The sequence below is a fragment of the Leifsonia xyli subsp. xyli str. CTCB07 genome (assembly GCF_000007665.1).
Lineage (GTDB): Bacteria > Actinomycetota > Actinomycetes > Actinomycetales > Microbacteriaceae > Leifsonia > Leifsonia xyli_C.
This window is the reverse complement of record NC_006087.1, coordinates 1044904-1057980: the sequence shown is the minus strand read 5'-3', so window position 1 is coordinate 1057980 and position 13077 is coordinate 1044904. Positions and strand designations below refer to the sequence as shown.

Below are 13077 nucleotides of genomic sequence, written 5' to 3'. Positions count from 1 at the left end.
GAACGGGAAGGGTCGCGGCTATGCGTCTATGCGGGCGCGGCTCAGATCGTCGGCTCCGGCGATGATGAACTCTTTGCGCGGGGCGACGTCGTTGCCCATGAGAAGTTCGAACACGCGGTTCGCCCCCTCGGCGTGGGAGACCCGAACACGGCGGAGAGTGCGGTGCCCGCGATCCATGGTGGTGGTGGCCAGCTGGTCCGCATCCATCTCTCCGAGCCCCTTGTAGCGCTGAATGGGCTCCTGGTACTTTTTGCCCCGCTTTTTCAGGTCGCCCAGCACAGCCTGCAACTCTGCCTCTGAGTACGTGTAGACCGTCTCATTCGGGTTCGAGCCGGGGTTCACAACGACCACCCGGTGCAGCGGGGGAACCGCGGCAAACACGCGGCCTTCCTCGATCATGGGCCGCATATAGCGGAAGAACAGCGTCAGCAGCAAGGTGCGGATATGGGCACCGTCCACATCGGCGTCCGACATGATGATGACTTTGCCGTACCGCGCGGAACCGATGTCGAAAGTCCGGCCGGAACCGGCGCCGATGACCTGGATGATGGCAGCGCACTCGGCGTTGGAGAGCATGTCCGAGACGGACGCTTTCTGCACGTTGAGGATCTTGCCGCGGATCGGCAGCAGGGCCTGGTATTCGCTGTCGCGCGCCCGCCGAGCGGTTCCGAGCGCCGAGTCGCCCTCGACGATGAACAGCTCGCTGTTCGCCACATCGCTCGAACGGCAGTCCACGAGCTTCGCCGGCAGCGATGAGGTCTCCAGCGCGTTCTTGCGGCGTTGCGTCTCCTTGTGGGCACGCGCCGAGATGCGCGACTTCATCTCCGCCACCACCTTGTCCAGCAGGAGCGCCGACTGCGTCTTGTCGTCCCGTTTGGAGGAACCGAACCGCTCGGAGAGGGACTTCTGGACGACGCCCGCGACGATCGCGCGGACGGCCGGCGTCCCGAGCACCTCCTTGGTCTGACCCTCAAACTGCGGCTCGGGCAGGCGGACGGTCAGCACGGCGGTGAGGCCGGCCATCACATCGTCCTTCTCGAGTTTGTCGGTGCCCGCCTTCAGCCGCCGGGCGTTCAGCTCCACCCGCTGACGAAGGAACTTGAGCAGCCCCTGGTCGAAGCCGGCCTGGTGGCTGCCGCCCTTGGGCGTGGCGATAATGTTCACGAAAGAGCGCATCACTGTGTCGTAGCCGGTGCCCCAGCGCAGGGCGATGTCGACGTGACACTCGCGCTTCAGCTCGGTCGTGACCATCGCGCCGCTGTCGGAGAGGACCGGAACGGTCTCGGTGAAAGTGCCCTCGCCGGTGAGCCGCCAGGTCTCGGTGATCGGGCTGTCCGGCGCGAGGAAGTCCGCGAACTCGGAAAGGCCGCCGTCGTACTTGAAGGTCGTGGACTCACCCTCGGCGCTGCGCTTGTCGTCAATCGTGATCGCGATGCCCGGCACCAGGAAGGCCGTCTGCCGCGCACGGCCGATCAGATCGTCCACCGAGAACTCAGCGCCCTTGGTGAAGATGTGCCGGTCGGCCCAGTAACGGATGCGCGTGCCAGTGACGCCCTTCGCAACCTTGCCCACGACCCGCAGCTCGCTGCCGGAGACGAACGGCGTGAAGGGCGCGTCCGGCCCGGGAACGGCCTCGCCATCCTCGAAGACGCCCGGTTCGCCGCGGTGGAACGACATCGCCCAGGTCTTTCCGTCGCGGTCGACCTCTACATCCAGCCGTTCCGACAGCGCGTTGACGACCGAAGCACCGACGCCGTGCAGACCGCCCGAAGCCGCATAGGAACCGGAGCCGAATTTGCCTCCCGCGTGCAGTTTCGTGAAGACGACTTCGACGCCGGTGAGACCGGTCTTGGGCTCCACATCCACCGGGATGCCGCGGGCCCTGTCGCGCACTTCGACGCTGTTGTCCGGATGCAGCACGACGTCGATCGACGAGCCGTGCCCGGCCAGCGCCTCATCGACCGAGTTGTCGATGATCTCCCAAAGGCAGTGCATGAGGCCGCGCGAATCGGTGGAGCCGATGTACATGCCGGGGCGTTTGCGTACCGCTTCCAGTCCCTCCAGGACCGAGAGATGTCTGGCCGAATAGTCCGAGCTCGCCACGAGCGCTCCTTGTGGTTCCGGCGCGCCCCGCGGGAACGCGGACGCCGTGCGTCTCCCAGCGTAAAGGGCGCCGGGGCCGCCGGGGCGACGACACCCGAGTCCCGCCACGCTTCGCGTTGAGCGAAATAGGGAGCGAATCGAGCCTGCCGGGCGGATTCCCGTGGTTCTATAGAGGCATCGAGTAACATCGGCCCCGACGAAAAGGAGCATCTCATGTCGACGATCACCTCGGAGAATGGTGCGGTTGATGAGATCGCACCGGGGCAACAGCTCACGGCCGCCGACCGCTGCGACAGCTGCGGGGCGCAGGCGTACATACGTGTCGAGGTCAAGAACGGCGAGCTCCTCTTTTGCGCCCACCACGGCAAGAAACACCAGGAGAAGCTGTCCCAGATCGCGCACAGCTGGCACGACGAGACGGCGCGGCTCTTCGAAGAGCAGAGCGCCTGACACGGCCCGCGGGACCCGAACCGTTCCTTGCGACGATGACACCGGCCCCCGGCGTGCGCAGGCACGCGCACATCGATCTCGACGCCATCGTCGCGAACGCGATCTCCAGCGGGCGACCACTCACCGATTCCACCGCCGACCTCCGCGTCGACGCATACGGCCACGGGCTCATTCCCGTGGCGCGTGTACTGTCGTCGGCCGGGACCGGCGGTTTTCTGGTCTCCCGGGTCGAGGACGCTGCGACGCTGGCCGACGACGGTGTGCCGGGGCGTATCCTGGTCGGCTCCACCGCGGTCGACGCCGGCGCGCTGCTGGGACCAGAGCTGTTCGGCCTCGACCCCCGGCATCCCTCCCGTCTCGCGCTGCGCCTCGTCGGGGAGATCGTCGCGGTCAAGCGGGTCGCCGCGCGCCGCGGGGTGTCCTACGGCTACACCTACCGCACCGAGCGCCCGAGCACCCTGGTCCTGGTGGCGCTCGGATATGCGGACGGCCTCCTGCGCGTCGCCTCGAACCGGGGGCCCGTGCAGGTCGGAACCGTCCGCGGGCGCGTGAGCGGACGCATCGCGATGGATCAGTTCGTGGTCGACATCGGGGACGCCGACACGCTCCCCGGCGACCCGGTCGTCGTCTTCGGCGACCCGGGCCGCGGCGAGCCCACCGTCCTCGACTGGGCGGATGCCCTGGGCGTCGCCGCCCCCGTCATCACCAGCCGGCTCGGCCGGCGCATCGAGAGACGCTACGCATGACGATCGTGGACGCCGTCGCCGAACCACTCCCCCGCGCTGTGGTCGATCTGGCCGCCCTGCGCCGCAATGTGGCGACGCTCACGCGCCTGATCGCGCCCGCCGAGACCATGCTGGCGGTCAAGGCCGACGCCTACGGGCACGGCCTGCTGCCGATCGCGGAAGCCGGAGTGCAGGCGGGCGCCACCTCGCTCGCCGTGCTGGAGATCTCCGCCGGACTAGTGCTGCGCCGGGCCGGGGTGACCGTCCCGCTGCTCGCCTGGCTGCACGGCACCGGCACCGACTGGCGCGCGGGCATCGAGAACGACATCCAGCTCGGCATCTCCGCCCGCTGGCAGCTGGAGGCCATCGCCGCCGCCGCCGCGGACCGCGCCGCGATCGTGCACCTGAAGGTGGACACCGGGCTCAGCCGCAACGGCGCCACCCGCGAGGAGTGGCCGGCGCTGGTGGATGCCGCGCTCGCGCTGCAGGAGACCGGGGTCGTGCGCCTCCGCGCCGCCTGGTCACACCTCGCCGATGCCTCGATCGCCGACGACGAGGCCGCTCTCGCGGAGTTCCGGGAAGCGGTCGCCGAGGCCGAAGCCCGTGGCGCCCGCTTCGAGATGCTGCACCTCGCCGCGAGCTCGGCGGGCATCCGGATGCCGGAGGCCCGGTTCGCTCTGGTCCGCTTCGGCATCGCCGCCTACGGGCTCTCCCCCTTCGACGACACCACCGGCGCCGAGCTCGGCCTGCGGCCGGTCATGCGGCTGGAGGCGCCGGTCATCGCTGTGCATGTCGACGGCACCACGCACGTCCGCCTCGGCATCGGCTTCGCGGACGGCGTCCCCACTCTCGGCCTCGCCCGGACCTCGGTCCTGCTGGGGGGACGGCGCTGCCCCGTGATCGCCGTGGAGGCGGACGCAATGCTGGTGGATGCCGGAGCCCAGCGCGTCGAGCGGGGCGACACCGCCGTGCTCTTCGGCCCGGGCGACAGCGGCGAGGCCACGGCCGAGGAGTATGCGGAATGGGCCGGGACGATCGCCGACGAGATGGTCACCGGCGTCGCGGCGCGGGTTCCGCGGGTCTACGTGGGCGACGACGAGGGCGCGGGGCTCACCGGCACGCGCGGGTAAGCGGCCGGCTCCAGACCGCAGCGGGCCGCCCTCCCGCCCCCAGGCTCAGGCCGTGCCGAACGCGTTGTCGATGACGAAGCGCCAGCCGTGTTCGGGATCGAGCCGCGCGACATCCGAGGCGCTTCCCGCCATGCTCACGCTCGCGCCGTCCGCACGCGTGCCGTCGAGCCGCCGGTCACGGTCACGCCGGGAGCGGTGAGGCCGAGCTCGCCGACCTGCGCCGTGTGCCGGACGGTCACTCGTACCGGGACGCTGAGGTCGATGAACTCCTGCAGGGCGTCGCCGAGCCCCGTGCCGGTGACGGGGACGCCCGGCTGCGGGAGGAACACCGCGTCGCTCTCGTAGAGGGCCAGCATCCCGGGCAGGTCGGCGGCGTTGAAACGCTCGGCCCAGGCCGGGTGGAGAGCGGCGAGATCGGTCACAGTGCTGGCCACGGTGTGGGCTCCTTGCGTGGTTCGGCCGAATCGCACGCACGGCAACGCCGGACTCGGCAGGTCAAGGCGTCGGCGGGCTCACCGACACTGTGTACTCGACCCGCTCCGCGTCCCGGTTGAGATACCGGTGCGGGAGGGTCGAGTCGATCGTGATGGCCTCGCGGGCCCGGACGGGGATCGCCTCCCCGCCGACCTCCGCGGTCAGGGTGCCGCTGAGGACGAAGACGCACTCGATCGCCTGGTGCGACCAGGCTTCGTCGCTGGACACCTCGCCCGGCTGGAGAACGCCGAGCAGCACCTCCAACTGGCCGTTGCTCGCCGCGAGACGCTCGTATTGGACTTTCCCCACCGGCGAGGTGATCCGGGAGCGGTTCCCGGGAACCGAAACCTGGGCGACGACGGGGACCAGATCGTCGAAGAGGGTGGAGACCGAGGTGCCGAAGACCCCTGCGAGCGCGCGGAGCGTTCGCAGGCTGGGGTCTGAGAGCCCCCGCTCGATCTGACTGAGCAGCGTGGCGGAGACCCCCGTCTCGCGCGCCAGCGCCCGGACGCTCCTCCCTCGCTCCACCCGCAGCTGGTGCAGTCTCTCCCCGATCACGCGACAACTGTACGTCACTGTGTGGTCCAGCGCCGGGCGCGCGCGCCGGGCTTCCGCTGGTCCGGCGGGACCGTGCGAAGCGGGTTCCCCGGCCGGATGAGCTATACCCCTGTTTGCAAAGACGAGACATTGTGTGCAACCATACTGCACACTCGTTCGATCTGATCTCACGCACACCGCCGTGACCGTGAGGAGAGGTGCATCATGACGCACACCACCCCCGAACTCGTCTTCCGCGGAGGACGCTTGCTGGCGTTCCTCCCCGTCGCCGGATTCCTTGCCTTCTGCCTGCTGTTCTTCGTGGTGTTCAAGGCGTTCGACATGAGCACGCTGGCGATGGGCGGATTCCTCTCCCTGCTGGTCGGCGCCCTGTTCGCCAAGCCCTACGCCTCCTACTGGAATGCGGTTCTCGCGGGCATCGGAAGCCCCACCTCGGTCTCGATCGTGATGATCCTGTTCAGCGTCGGGATGGTCTCGGCGATGATCAAAGCGACGAACGTCTCCAGCGGCTTCGTCTGGATGGCCCAGCAGCTCGGTGTGGGCGGTGGCACCTTCACCCTCTTCGCGTTCGTCGCCGTCTGCGTGATCTCGATGTCCACGGCCTCCTCCATCGGCACGATGTTCACCGCCTTCCCGATCTTCTATCCGGCGGGCGTGCCGCTCGGCGCCGACCCGGCGTTCCTGGCCGGCGCGATCATCTCGGGCGCGATCTTCGGGGACAATGTCGCCCCGATCTCGGACACGACGGTCATCTCCTCCTCCACCCAGCGCTTCCGCCGGAAGGACGGCACCTCCGACATTGCCGGGGTCGTGCGCAGCCGCGCCCGCTTCGCCTTCCTCACGGCCGGGATCGCCGCAATCGGGTTCTTCTTCCTCGGGAACGCCGGGGCCGGCGGCGCTGCCACCGGCGCAGAGGCGCTGGGAGCCGACGCCTCCCCTCTGGCCTTGGTCATGCTCATCCCCGTCGGGCTCATTCTCACTACCGCCCTGCTCACCCGCGACATCTTCAAGGCCGTCACCGTGGGTCTGTCCACCGGCATCGTCACCGGTCTGCTCTCCGGACTGCTGCATCCGGCCGAGATCATCGGGGTCAAAGACGATGTCCCGACCGGGTTCCTGCTCAGCGGAGTGACGGACATGCTCCCGACGATCGCGCTCGTGATCTCGGTGTTCGGCATCATGGGCGTGCTCACCCAGGCCGGCATCCTCGATGCACTGCTCGACGCGCGCGGCCGCAGCCGGTTCTCGCGCACTCCGCGCGGTGCGGAGGCGGCGATCGGCATCGGCATCTCGGTCACGACGCTGCTCTTCGGCGGCGTCAACTCCGCCGCCCTGCTGACCTTCGGGCCGGTCGCCGACGAACTCGGCGCCCGGGTGGGGCTGCACCCCTACCGGCGCGCGGTCGTCATGGACTGCTTCGCCATGAGCATCGCCTGCGTGGTCCCGGTGCTCAGCGCCTACCTCTTCATCTGCGCCGCCCTCACCTCCGGCCACGAGGGGGTCCCCACTCTCGCGAGGACGCAGATCTTCGTCGCGATGCTGTACCCCATGATCCTCACCGTCGTCATGATCGCCTCGGTCGCGACGGGATGGGGCCGACGCTTCGAGGGCGAGGGCGGCGCCGTGTCGCGGACGCCCGTCGCCGAGCTCGCGACAACGCCCGAGCCCGCGCGCTGAGCGCCGCAGAGACCCACCCCGAGAAACACAGAAAGAGAAGGACCGCGTGGACAGGAACACCGTCGACTGGCACGGCTACATCCCCGCCATCACCACCCCGTTCACCCGCGAGGGGGCCCTCGACCTGACCGCGCTGGACGCACAGCTCGACTGGCTGGCGGCGGAGGGGATGCACGGCGTGATCCTCGCCGGCACCAGCGGCGAATGGTTCAGCATGACCGCCGCCGAACGCGCCGACCTCTTCCGTGCCGGCGGCGCGCACCGCAGCCCCGCGTTCCGCGTCATCGGCGCGTGCAACACCTTCACCGCCCCGGAGGCCATCGAGCACGCCCGCGCCGCCGAGCGGGCGGGCCTCGACGGCATCCTACTCACTCCCCCGCCCTATGTGGTCCCGAACCGGCGCGAGATCGTCGCGTTCTACGAGCAGGTCTCGGCCGCCACCGACATCCCGATGACCGTGTACAACTGGCCGCTCGGCTGGATCGTCGACCTCGACCTGGACACCCTCACCGAGCTGGCCCAGGTGGAGAACGTCGTGTCGATCAAGAACTCCACGGGAGATTTCGCCGCCTTCCTCGCGGGGATGTACGCGCTGGAGGACAGCGTCCGCTACTTCGGGCTGCCCACCAGCGGGCTCGGGGCCGACCTCGCCCTGCTCGGCCATGGCGACGGCCTGATGGGCTCGGACGGGGTGCTCGGAGCGGACCATCCCGGGTTCTGGAACACCATCGCCGCGGGCGACCGGGAGACGGCCGTCGCCCTGGGCGCCCGGGATCGGGTCATCATGGATGCCTGGTTCCGTCCCGACTACGGCGTGCAGTTCGGCAACCAGCAGGCCATCATGAAGACCGCCCTACGGCTGCGCGGCGTGCCGGCAGGGTTCGTGCGCTCCCCACTTCTGGAGCTGACCGCCGACGAGACCGCACGGGTGGAGCAGCCCCTCCGCTCGCTCGGCATCGAGACCGTTCCCCTGTCATAACCGAGTCCTTCGACGCCGTCGTGATCGGTGGCGGGCTGCTCGGCTGCGCGACGGCATGGATGCTGGCCCGAGACGGCGCGTCCGTGCTGCTGGTCGAGCGGGATCAGCTCAACGCGGGAGCCTCGGGCCAGAACGCCGGGAGCCTGCACTTCCAGCTCGAATACCGCATGGTCGAGCGCGGGCTGAAGGCCGCCCGCACCGCGGCGGAGGCGATGCCGCTGCACCTGGAGGCGGCCCGGCTCTGGGCGGGGCTGTCGGCGGAGGCCGGCGAACCGCTCGACGTCGTCCAGAACGGCGGCCTGATGCTGGCGGAGACCGCGGAGCAGGCGGCGGTGCTGGAGACGAAATTCAGAGTTGGAGCGCTCCTGGGGGGCTGGATGTGCGCCTGCTCGACGGCGACCAGGCTCGCGCGCTCGCGCCGTACCTGTCCGCATCCGTCGTCGCCGCCGCGCACTGCCCCGCCGAGGGCAAGGCGGACACCCGCACGGCCGCACCCGCGCTCGCCCGGGCCGCCCTGCGGCTGGGCGCGCTGGTGCAGACCAGAACGGCGGTAACCGCGATGCGGCGACTCGCGACCGGCTGGGAGCTGACCCTGACCGGCAGCGGAGCCGACGCGTCGAACCGCACCGTCCGGACGGACGCCGTGGTGATCGCGGCCGGAGTCTGGACGACTGAGCTGGGCGAGCTGATCGACGTGTCGCTGCCGACCATCCCGCTCGCGCTGACGATGACGGTGACCGCCAAGACGGCCGCGTTCATCCCGCACCTCGTGCAGCACGCCGGGGCCCGGCTCTCGCTGAAGCAGTCGCACGACGGCACCGTGCTGATCGGCGGCGGCTGGCCCGCACGGCTGATGCGGGATGCCGCCGGGCGGCCGGACTTCACCGGCGTCCCGAACTGCTGCGGGAGTCCCTCGGCGGCAATGCCCGCGCAGCGCACCGGGTGGCCCCGGCCGTCGGGAGCCTCCCGGTGATGCGCACCTGGGCCGGGACGACGACGGTGACGCCGGACCAGCTGCCCCTGGTCGGCCCGGTTCCCGGCGCCCCCGGCGTGTTCGTGGCGACCGGAGGCTCCGCTTTCAACCTCGGTCCGGCGATCGCCCGCGTTCTCGCGGAGCTCATCGCGGGCCGTCCGCCGAGCATCGACCTGACCCCCTACGCCCCCGAACGCTACCGAGGAGCATCCTGTGTCGTCTGACGAGCCCCCCGTCTCCCCGCCTTCCCCCGGCGCCCGGGCAAGCGTCCGCCTGCCCGTCGAGCGCGGCGATGCGGTCGAGATCGAGCTGGACGGCGAACGCCTCGCGTGCTTCGGCGGCGAGACGGTCGCTGCGGCGCTGCTCGCCGCCGGGGTGTACCGCTTCGGGACCACCAGGGACGGCGAACCGCGGCAGCCGTTCTGCAACATGGGAACCTGCTTCGACTGCGCCGTCACCATCGACGGCCGGGCGCTCACCCGCTCCTGCCTGACCACGGTGCGCGACGGGATGCGCGTCGAGACCACGAGAGGACACTGATATGCCCGAGGATGCGGACCGGCACGAGGGCACGCTCGACCTCGCCCTCGTCGGGGCCGGCCCAGCCGGAATGGCCGCCGCTCTCGCGGCCGCCGACGCCGGACTGAGCGTCGTCGTCCTGGACGAGCAGCCGCGCGCCGGCGGCCAGATCTTCCGCCAGGCTCCCCGCGAGTTCCCGAACGCGCCGCTGACGCCGACCGCGGGCTACGGCTGTGCCCCCGAGCTGATCGCACGCTTCGAGCGGCACGAGCGCCTCGACCGCCGGTTCTCCAGCACTGTCCTGGGGGTGCTCCGCGATCGCGACGAAAACGGGATGCGCCTCACGCTGGCGGTCGACGGGCCGGGCGCCAGCGTGGTCGCGGCCCGTCGCATCCTGCTGGCGACCGGCACCTACGACCTGCCGGTGGCGTTCCCGGGCTGGACGCTCCCCGGCGTGATGACCGCGGGGGCGGTGCAGAGCCTGCTCAAGAGCCAGAAGATCCGCGCGGGCGACGAGCTGGTGCTCGCCGGCGCCCACCCGCTCCTGCTCATCGTCGCGGACCAGCTGGTCGCGGCGGGCGGGCGGGTGGCCGAAGTGGCCTTCGCCCGCGGCCTGCCGACGCCGGCCGAGATGGCCGGGGCGCTCGGCGCGGTGCCGGGACACCTGGGGATGCTGGTGGAGACCGGAGCCATCGTCGCCCGGCTGCTGGCGCGCGGAGTGCGCATCAGCACGCGGACCATCGTCACCCGGGCGTGCGGCTCCGACGCGCTCACCTCCGTCGAGCTGACCCGGGTGGACGCGCACTGGCGTCCCGCCGGCTCTCCCCGGGTCTGCGCCGCCGACACGCTGGTGCTCGGCTACGGCTTCTCCCCGTCCACCGAGCTCGCCCGCCAGGCCGGCTGCGAGCTCGACTGGGACTCCCCGCGGGGCGGCTGGGTGGTCCGGCACGACGAACGGATGGCCACCACCGCCGAGGGGATCTTCGTGGCCGGCGAGCCCACGGGCGTTGCCGGGGCCGACCAGTCACGCGCCGAGGGAACTCTCGCCGGTCTCGCAGTCGCGCAGGAGCTTCGTCCCGCCTCCGCTCTCGGAGACGCGCTCGCTCGGGCGACGCGGCAGGTCGAGGCCGCCTCGCGCTTCTCGACGGTCGTGCAGCGCGTGTTCGAACCGGACCGCGCCGGGCTCGCCAGACTGGCCGAACCGGAGACGACCGTGTGCCGCTGCGAGCTGGTGACGCGCGGGCGACTGACCGACGCCCTCCAGGCCAATCCGTTCCTCTCCACGGCGAACGCGGCGAAGCTGGAATGCCGGTCGGGCATGGGCCCCTGCCAGGGCCGCTACTGCGAAGGAACCGTCGCAGCGATCGTGGCCGCCGAGCGCGATCAGCCGATCCGGGAGTCCGGCCGTTTCGCGGCGCAGTTCCCCATCAAGCCGGTGCCGCTGACCGTGCTGGAGACGCTGGACGGAGACGGCTGAGACCTCGTTCCTGGGCCGTCGACCTAGAGCGCTGCCCCCAGCCGGTCCGCGATGGCCCGGCGGGCATTGGCGGCGTAGCGGTCGACGCGCTCGGTCTCCGCGACCGGGGGCAGCTCGGCGTGCAGAGCCGTCGCCAGCATCCGATCGGCCAGCACCGGGTTCATCGGCAGCACCGGACCGTGCAGGTGCGTGCCCATCGCCGCGCCGAACACGACACCCTCGGCGCCGTCGCCATTGCCCACGCATCCGACGATCCCGCCGAGCGGCTCGCCGCCCTCCAAGGTCGTCGCCGCGGAATGGTTCTCGAAACCGGCCAGCGTGCCGCTTGCGTTCGTGCGCACGAGGACCTCTGCAACGTGCCGTTGCGAACTCAGCACGGCGCGCGTCGGGAACACCTCCGCACCGGCGAGGACCTCGCCGTCCGGCGTGACCAGCTCGCGGCCGAGCAGCTGCCAGCCACCGGCGATCGCCAGGATGGGGACCCCGGCATCACGCCACTGCCGCAGCCGCGGCGCGATGCGCAGGACGTCCTCATGCACGGCGCGCTGAGACGACAGCGGACCCGAGCCGATGTGGATGAGGTCCACGCTTCCCGGCAGCTCGCCGCCGGGGGCATGGCCCACCACCTCGGCGTCGACACCACGCCACCGGGCGCGCTCCGCCAGGGCGTGTACATTGCCCGCGTCCCCGTTGATGCCGAGTTCGCGCGGATACAGGTGCAGGATGCGCAGAAGGCTCACTTCTCGCCGCCCTCCAGGTCGAGGAAGCCGAGCTGCTTGCGGATCAGCATCATCTGCTCGTAGTTGACGATCATGGTCTTGGTGCCGCGGGCCGGCTTCGGGAGGGCCAGGAACGCCTGCAGCGCCGGTTTCAGCTCCGGAAGCACCTGGTCGACCTCGATGCCCGCGTAGGCGAACCGAGTGGCGAACTGCCACGCCTTCGTGCCGGAGACGATGTCGACGTGCCCCAGCTTGGAGAGGTCGATGTCGTAGACCCAGGACGGATCGGGCGTGCCCTCGTCGACCGCGACGAACACCTGCTCCGGGGTGTCGCTGAGATAGTCGAGATTCAGCTGCAGACTCGGCGGGTTCTTCATCATGATGATCTCGATGTCCTCGTCGCCGACCCGCAGCGTCTCGCCGCGGCCGTAGACCGTGCGCAGGGCGCCCATCGCGGCGGCGACGGCGGCGGGACGGAACTGCGCGCCGAGGAGTCGCCGTGCCATCGCCGTCGCACCCACCGCGTCCACCGCGTAGTGGAGGCCGCGGGCGGGCAGGCCGATCTGCACGGACTCGTCGCCGATGGTCAGCTGCGCGCTCTGCTGCTCCAGCGTGCTGACGAAGACGCTCGGGACGGGCAGCGCACCGGCGTCGTCGCCCGAGAAGTCCCGGACATTGGCCAGGCCGTTCGGGGAGGACTCGATGATCGCCGGGGCGACGGCGAAGGTGGACACATCGCTTCCCGCGGCCACCAGCTCCGCGCCGATGCGCGCCAGGCTGTCATCGTCGGCGTTCACGACGACGAACTCGCGGGAGCGATCGGCGATCGTGCGCAGCATCCCGATCACGCGGGTCGGCTCGAAGAAGCGGTTCAGCTGGTCGATCTGCACGTTCAGCAGCAGGGAGGCGCGCGGCTTCAGCACGGTCGCGAGGTCGACGCCGTAGGCCTCATCCACCTCGATCACGCCCACATCGCCGCGCACATAGCCGTCGAGAGGAACCTCCGCCAGAAGCGCGGAGGCGATCCCCTGCGGCAGATTGCCGCCGGAGGGGTTGGTGAAGACGCTCAGCCCGTGCTCTCGCAGGATGCCGGTGAGCATGTTCGTCGTGGTCGATTTGCCGTTGGACCCCGAGACGAACACGACGCCGAGCGGAAGCCGGCTGACGGCGCGTTCCAGGAACCTCGGCGCGATCGCGAGCGCGACACGCCCCGGCACCGCGGAGCCGCCTCCCCGCAGGCGCAGCAGCCAGCGGGCGAGTCGGCCAGCGATGACCGCCAGTCGATAGCGCACC

Annotated in this window: 13 protein-coding genes and 1 pseudogene; 9 read left to right on the top strand and 5 right to left on the bottom strand. The window is 70.6% G+C overall.

Features of this window, described 5'->3' with window-relative positions:
* Nucleotides 1-18: 18 nt before the first annotated feature.
* On the bottom strand, nt 19-2103 hold the full coding sequence (locus LXX_RS05115) for a DNA gyrase/topoisomerase IV subunit B (RefSeq protein WP_011185895.1): 2085 nt from the start codon (nt 2101-2103) through the stop codon (nt 19-21).
* 213 nt (nt 2104-2316) lie between these two features.
* On the opposite strand from LXX_RS05115, the gene LXX_RS05110 reads away from it, so the two are divergent.
* Genes LXX_RS05110 through LXX_RS05100 form a run of 3 tightly spaced genes read left to right on the top strand, consistent with a single transcriptional unit; the run spans nt 2317 to nt 4408 of the window.
* Entirely contained in the window at nt 2317-2553 is a 237-nt protein-coding gene (locus LXX_RS05110; RefSeq protein WP_011185894.1) for a DUF7455 domain-containing protein, read from the top strand.
* 35 nt (nt 2554-2588) lie between these two features.
* Entirely contained in the window at nt 2589-3299 is a 711-nt protein-coding gene (locus LXX_RS05105) for an alanine racemase C-terminal domain-containing protein (RefSeq protein WP_011185893.1), read from the top strand.
* Entirely contained in the window at nt 3296-4408 is a 1113-nt protein-coding gene (locus LXX_RS05100) for an alanine racemase (protein ID WP_011185892.1), read from the top strand. Before LXX_RS05105 ends, LXX_RS05100 begins: the two co-directional genes overlap by 4 nt.
* 134 nt (nt 4409-4542) lie before the next feature.
* On the opposite strand, the gene LXX_RS05095 is transcribed toward LXX_RS05100, so the two are convergent.
* A complete protein-coding gene (locus LXX_RS05095) occupies nt 4543-4842 on the bottom strand; it encodes a nuclear transport factor 2 family protein (protein WP_050737853.1) in 300 nt (99 codons plus the stop codon).
* 61 nt (nt 4843-4903) lie between these two features.
* Nucleotides 4904-5440: a helix-turn-helix domain-containing protein gene (locus LXX_RS05090; RefSeq protein WP_041767423.1), complete on the bottom strand. Its 537-nt coding sequence runs from the start codon at nt 5438-5440 to the stop codon at nt 4904-4906.
* 204 nt (nt 5441-5644) lie between these two features.
* On the opposite strand from LXX_RS05090, the gene LXX_RS05085 reads away from it, so the two are divergent.
* The 6 genes and pseudogenes from LXX_RS05085 (at nt 5645) to LXX_RS05065 (ending at nt 11065) form a co-directional block, all read left to right on the top strand.
* Nucleotides 5645-7117 (top strand): Na+/H+ antiporter NhaC family protein, encoded by a 1473-nt coding sequence (locus tag LXX_RS05085; protein WP_011185888.1) that lies wholly within the window; start codon nt 5645-5647, stop codon nt 7115-7117.
* A gap of 46 nt (nt 7118-7163) precedes the next feature.
* Nucleotides 7164-8096, top strand: a complete 933-nt coding sequence (locus tag LXX_RS05080; RefSeq protein ID WP_011185887.1) for a dihydrodipicolinate synthase family protein — start codon at nt 7164-7166, stop codon at nt 8094-8096.
* A gap of 20 nt (nt 8097-8116) precedes the next feature.
* Nucleotides 8117-9069: pseudogene (locus tag LXX_RS16650) on the top strand (NAD(P)/FAD-dependent oxidoreductase).
* Entirely contained in the window at nt 9039-9293 is a 255-nt protein-coding gene (locus LXX_RS15475; protein ID WP_256030705.1) for an NAD(P)/FAD-dependent oxidoreductase, read from the top strand. The pseudogene LXX_RS16650 and the gene LXX_RS15475 overlap by 31 nt, the downstream one beginning before the upstream one ends.
* Complete coding sequence (locus LXX_RS05070; RefSeq protein ID WP_011185886.1) at nt 9283-9609, top strand: (2Fe-2S)-binding protein; 327 nt, start codon at nt 9283-9285, stop codon at nt 9607-9609. The genes LXX_RS15475 and LXX_RS05070 overlap by 11 nt, the downstream gene beginning before the upstream one ends.
* Before the next feature lies 1 nt (nt 9610).
* Nucleotides 9611-11065 (top strand): NAD(P)/FAD-dependent oxidoreductase, encoded by a 1455-nt coding sequence (locus LXX_RS05065; protein ID WP_011185885.1) that lies wholly within the window; start codon nt 9611-9613, stop codon nt 11063-11065.
* 23 nt (nt 11066-11088) lie between these two features.
* Here LXX_RS05065 and LXX_RS05060 read toward each other — a convergent pair whose 3' ends face one another.
* Both LXX_RS05060 and LXX_RS05055 read right to left on the bottom strand, forming a co-directional pair.
* Nucleotides 11089-11805, bottom strand: coding sequence for a type 1 glutamine amidotransferase (locus LXX_RS05060; RefSeq protein WP_011185884.1), 717 nt, complete (start codon nt 11803-11805; stop codon nt 11089-11091).
* On the bottom strand, nt 11802-13076 hold the full coding sequence (locus tag LXX_RS05055; protein WP_011185883.1) for a MurT ligase domain-containing protein: 1275 nt from the start codon (nt 13074-13076) through the stop codon (nt 11802-11804). The genes LXX_RS05060 and LXX_RS05055 overlap by 4 nt, the downstream gene beginning before the upstream one ends.
* Between the last annotated feature and the right edge of the window lies 1 nt (nt 13077).

Coding starts and splice junctions, on each gene's coding strand:
- LXX_RS05110 (WP_011185894.1), top strand. CDS start 2,317: ATGTCGACGATCACCTCGGAGAATGGTGCGGTTGATGAGATCGCACCG.
- LXX_RS05105 (WP_011185893.1), top strand. CDS start 2,589: ATGACACCGGCCCCCGGCGTGCGCAGGCACGCGCACATCGATCTCGAC.
- LXX_RS05100 (WP_011185892.1), top strand. CDS start 3,296: ATGACGATCGTGGACGCCGTCGCCGAACCACTCCCCCGCGCTGTGGTC.
- LXX_RS05085 (WP_011185888.1), top strand. CDS start 5,645: ATGACGCACACCACCCCCGAACTCGTCTTCCGCGGAGGACGCTTGCTG.
- LXX_RS05065 (WP_011185885.1), top strand. CDS start 9,611: ATGCCCGAGGATGCGGACCGGCACGAGGGCACGCTCGACCTCGCCCTC.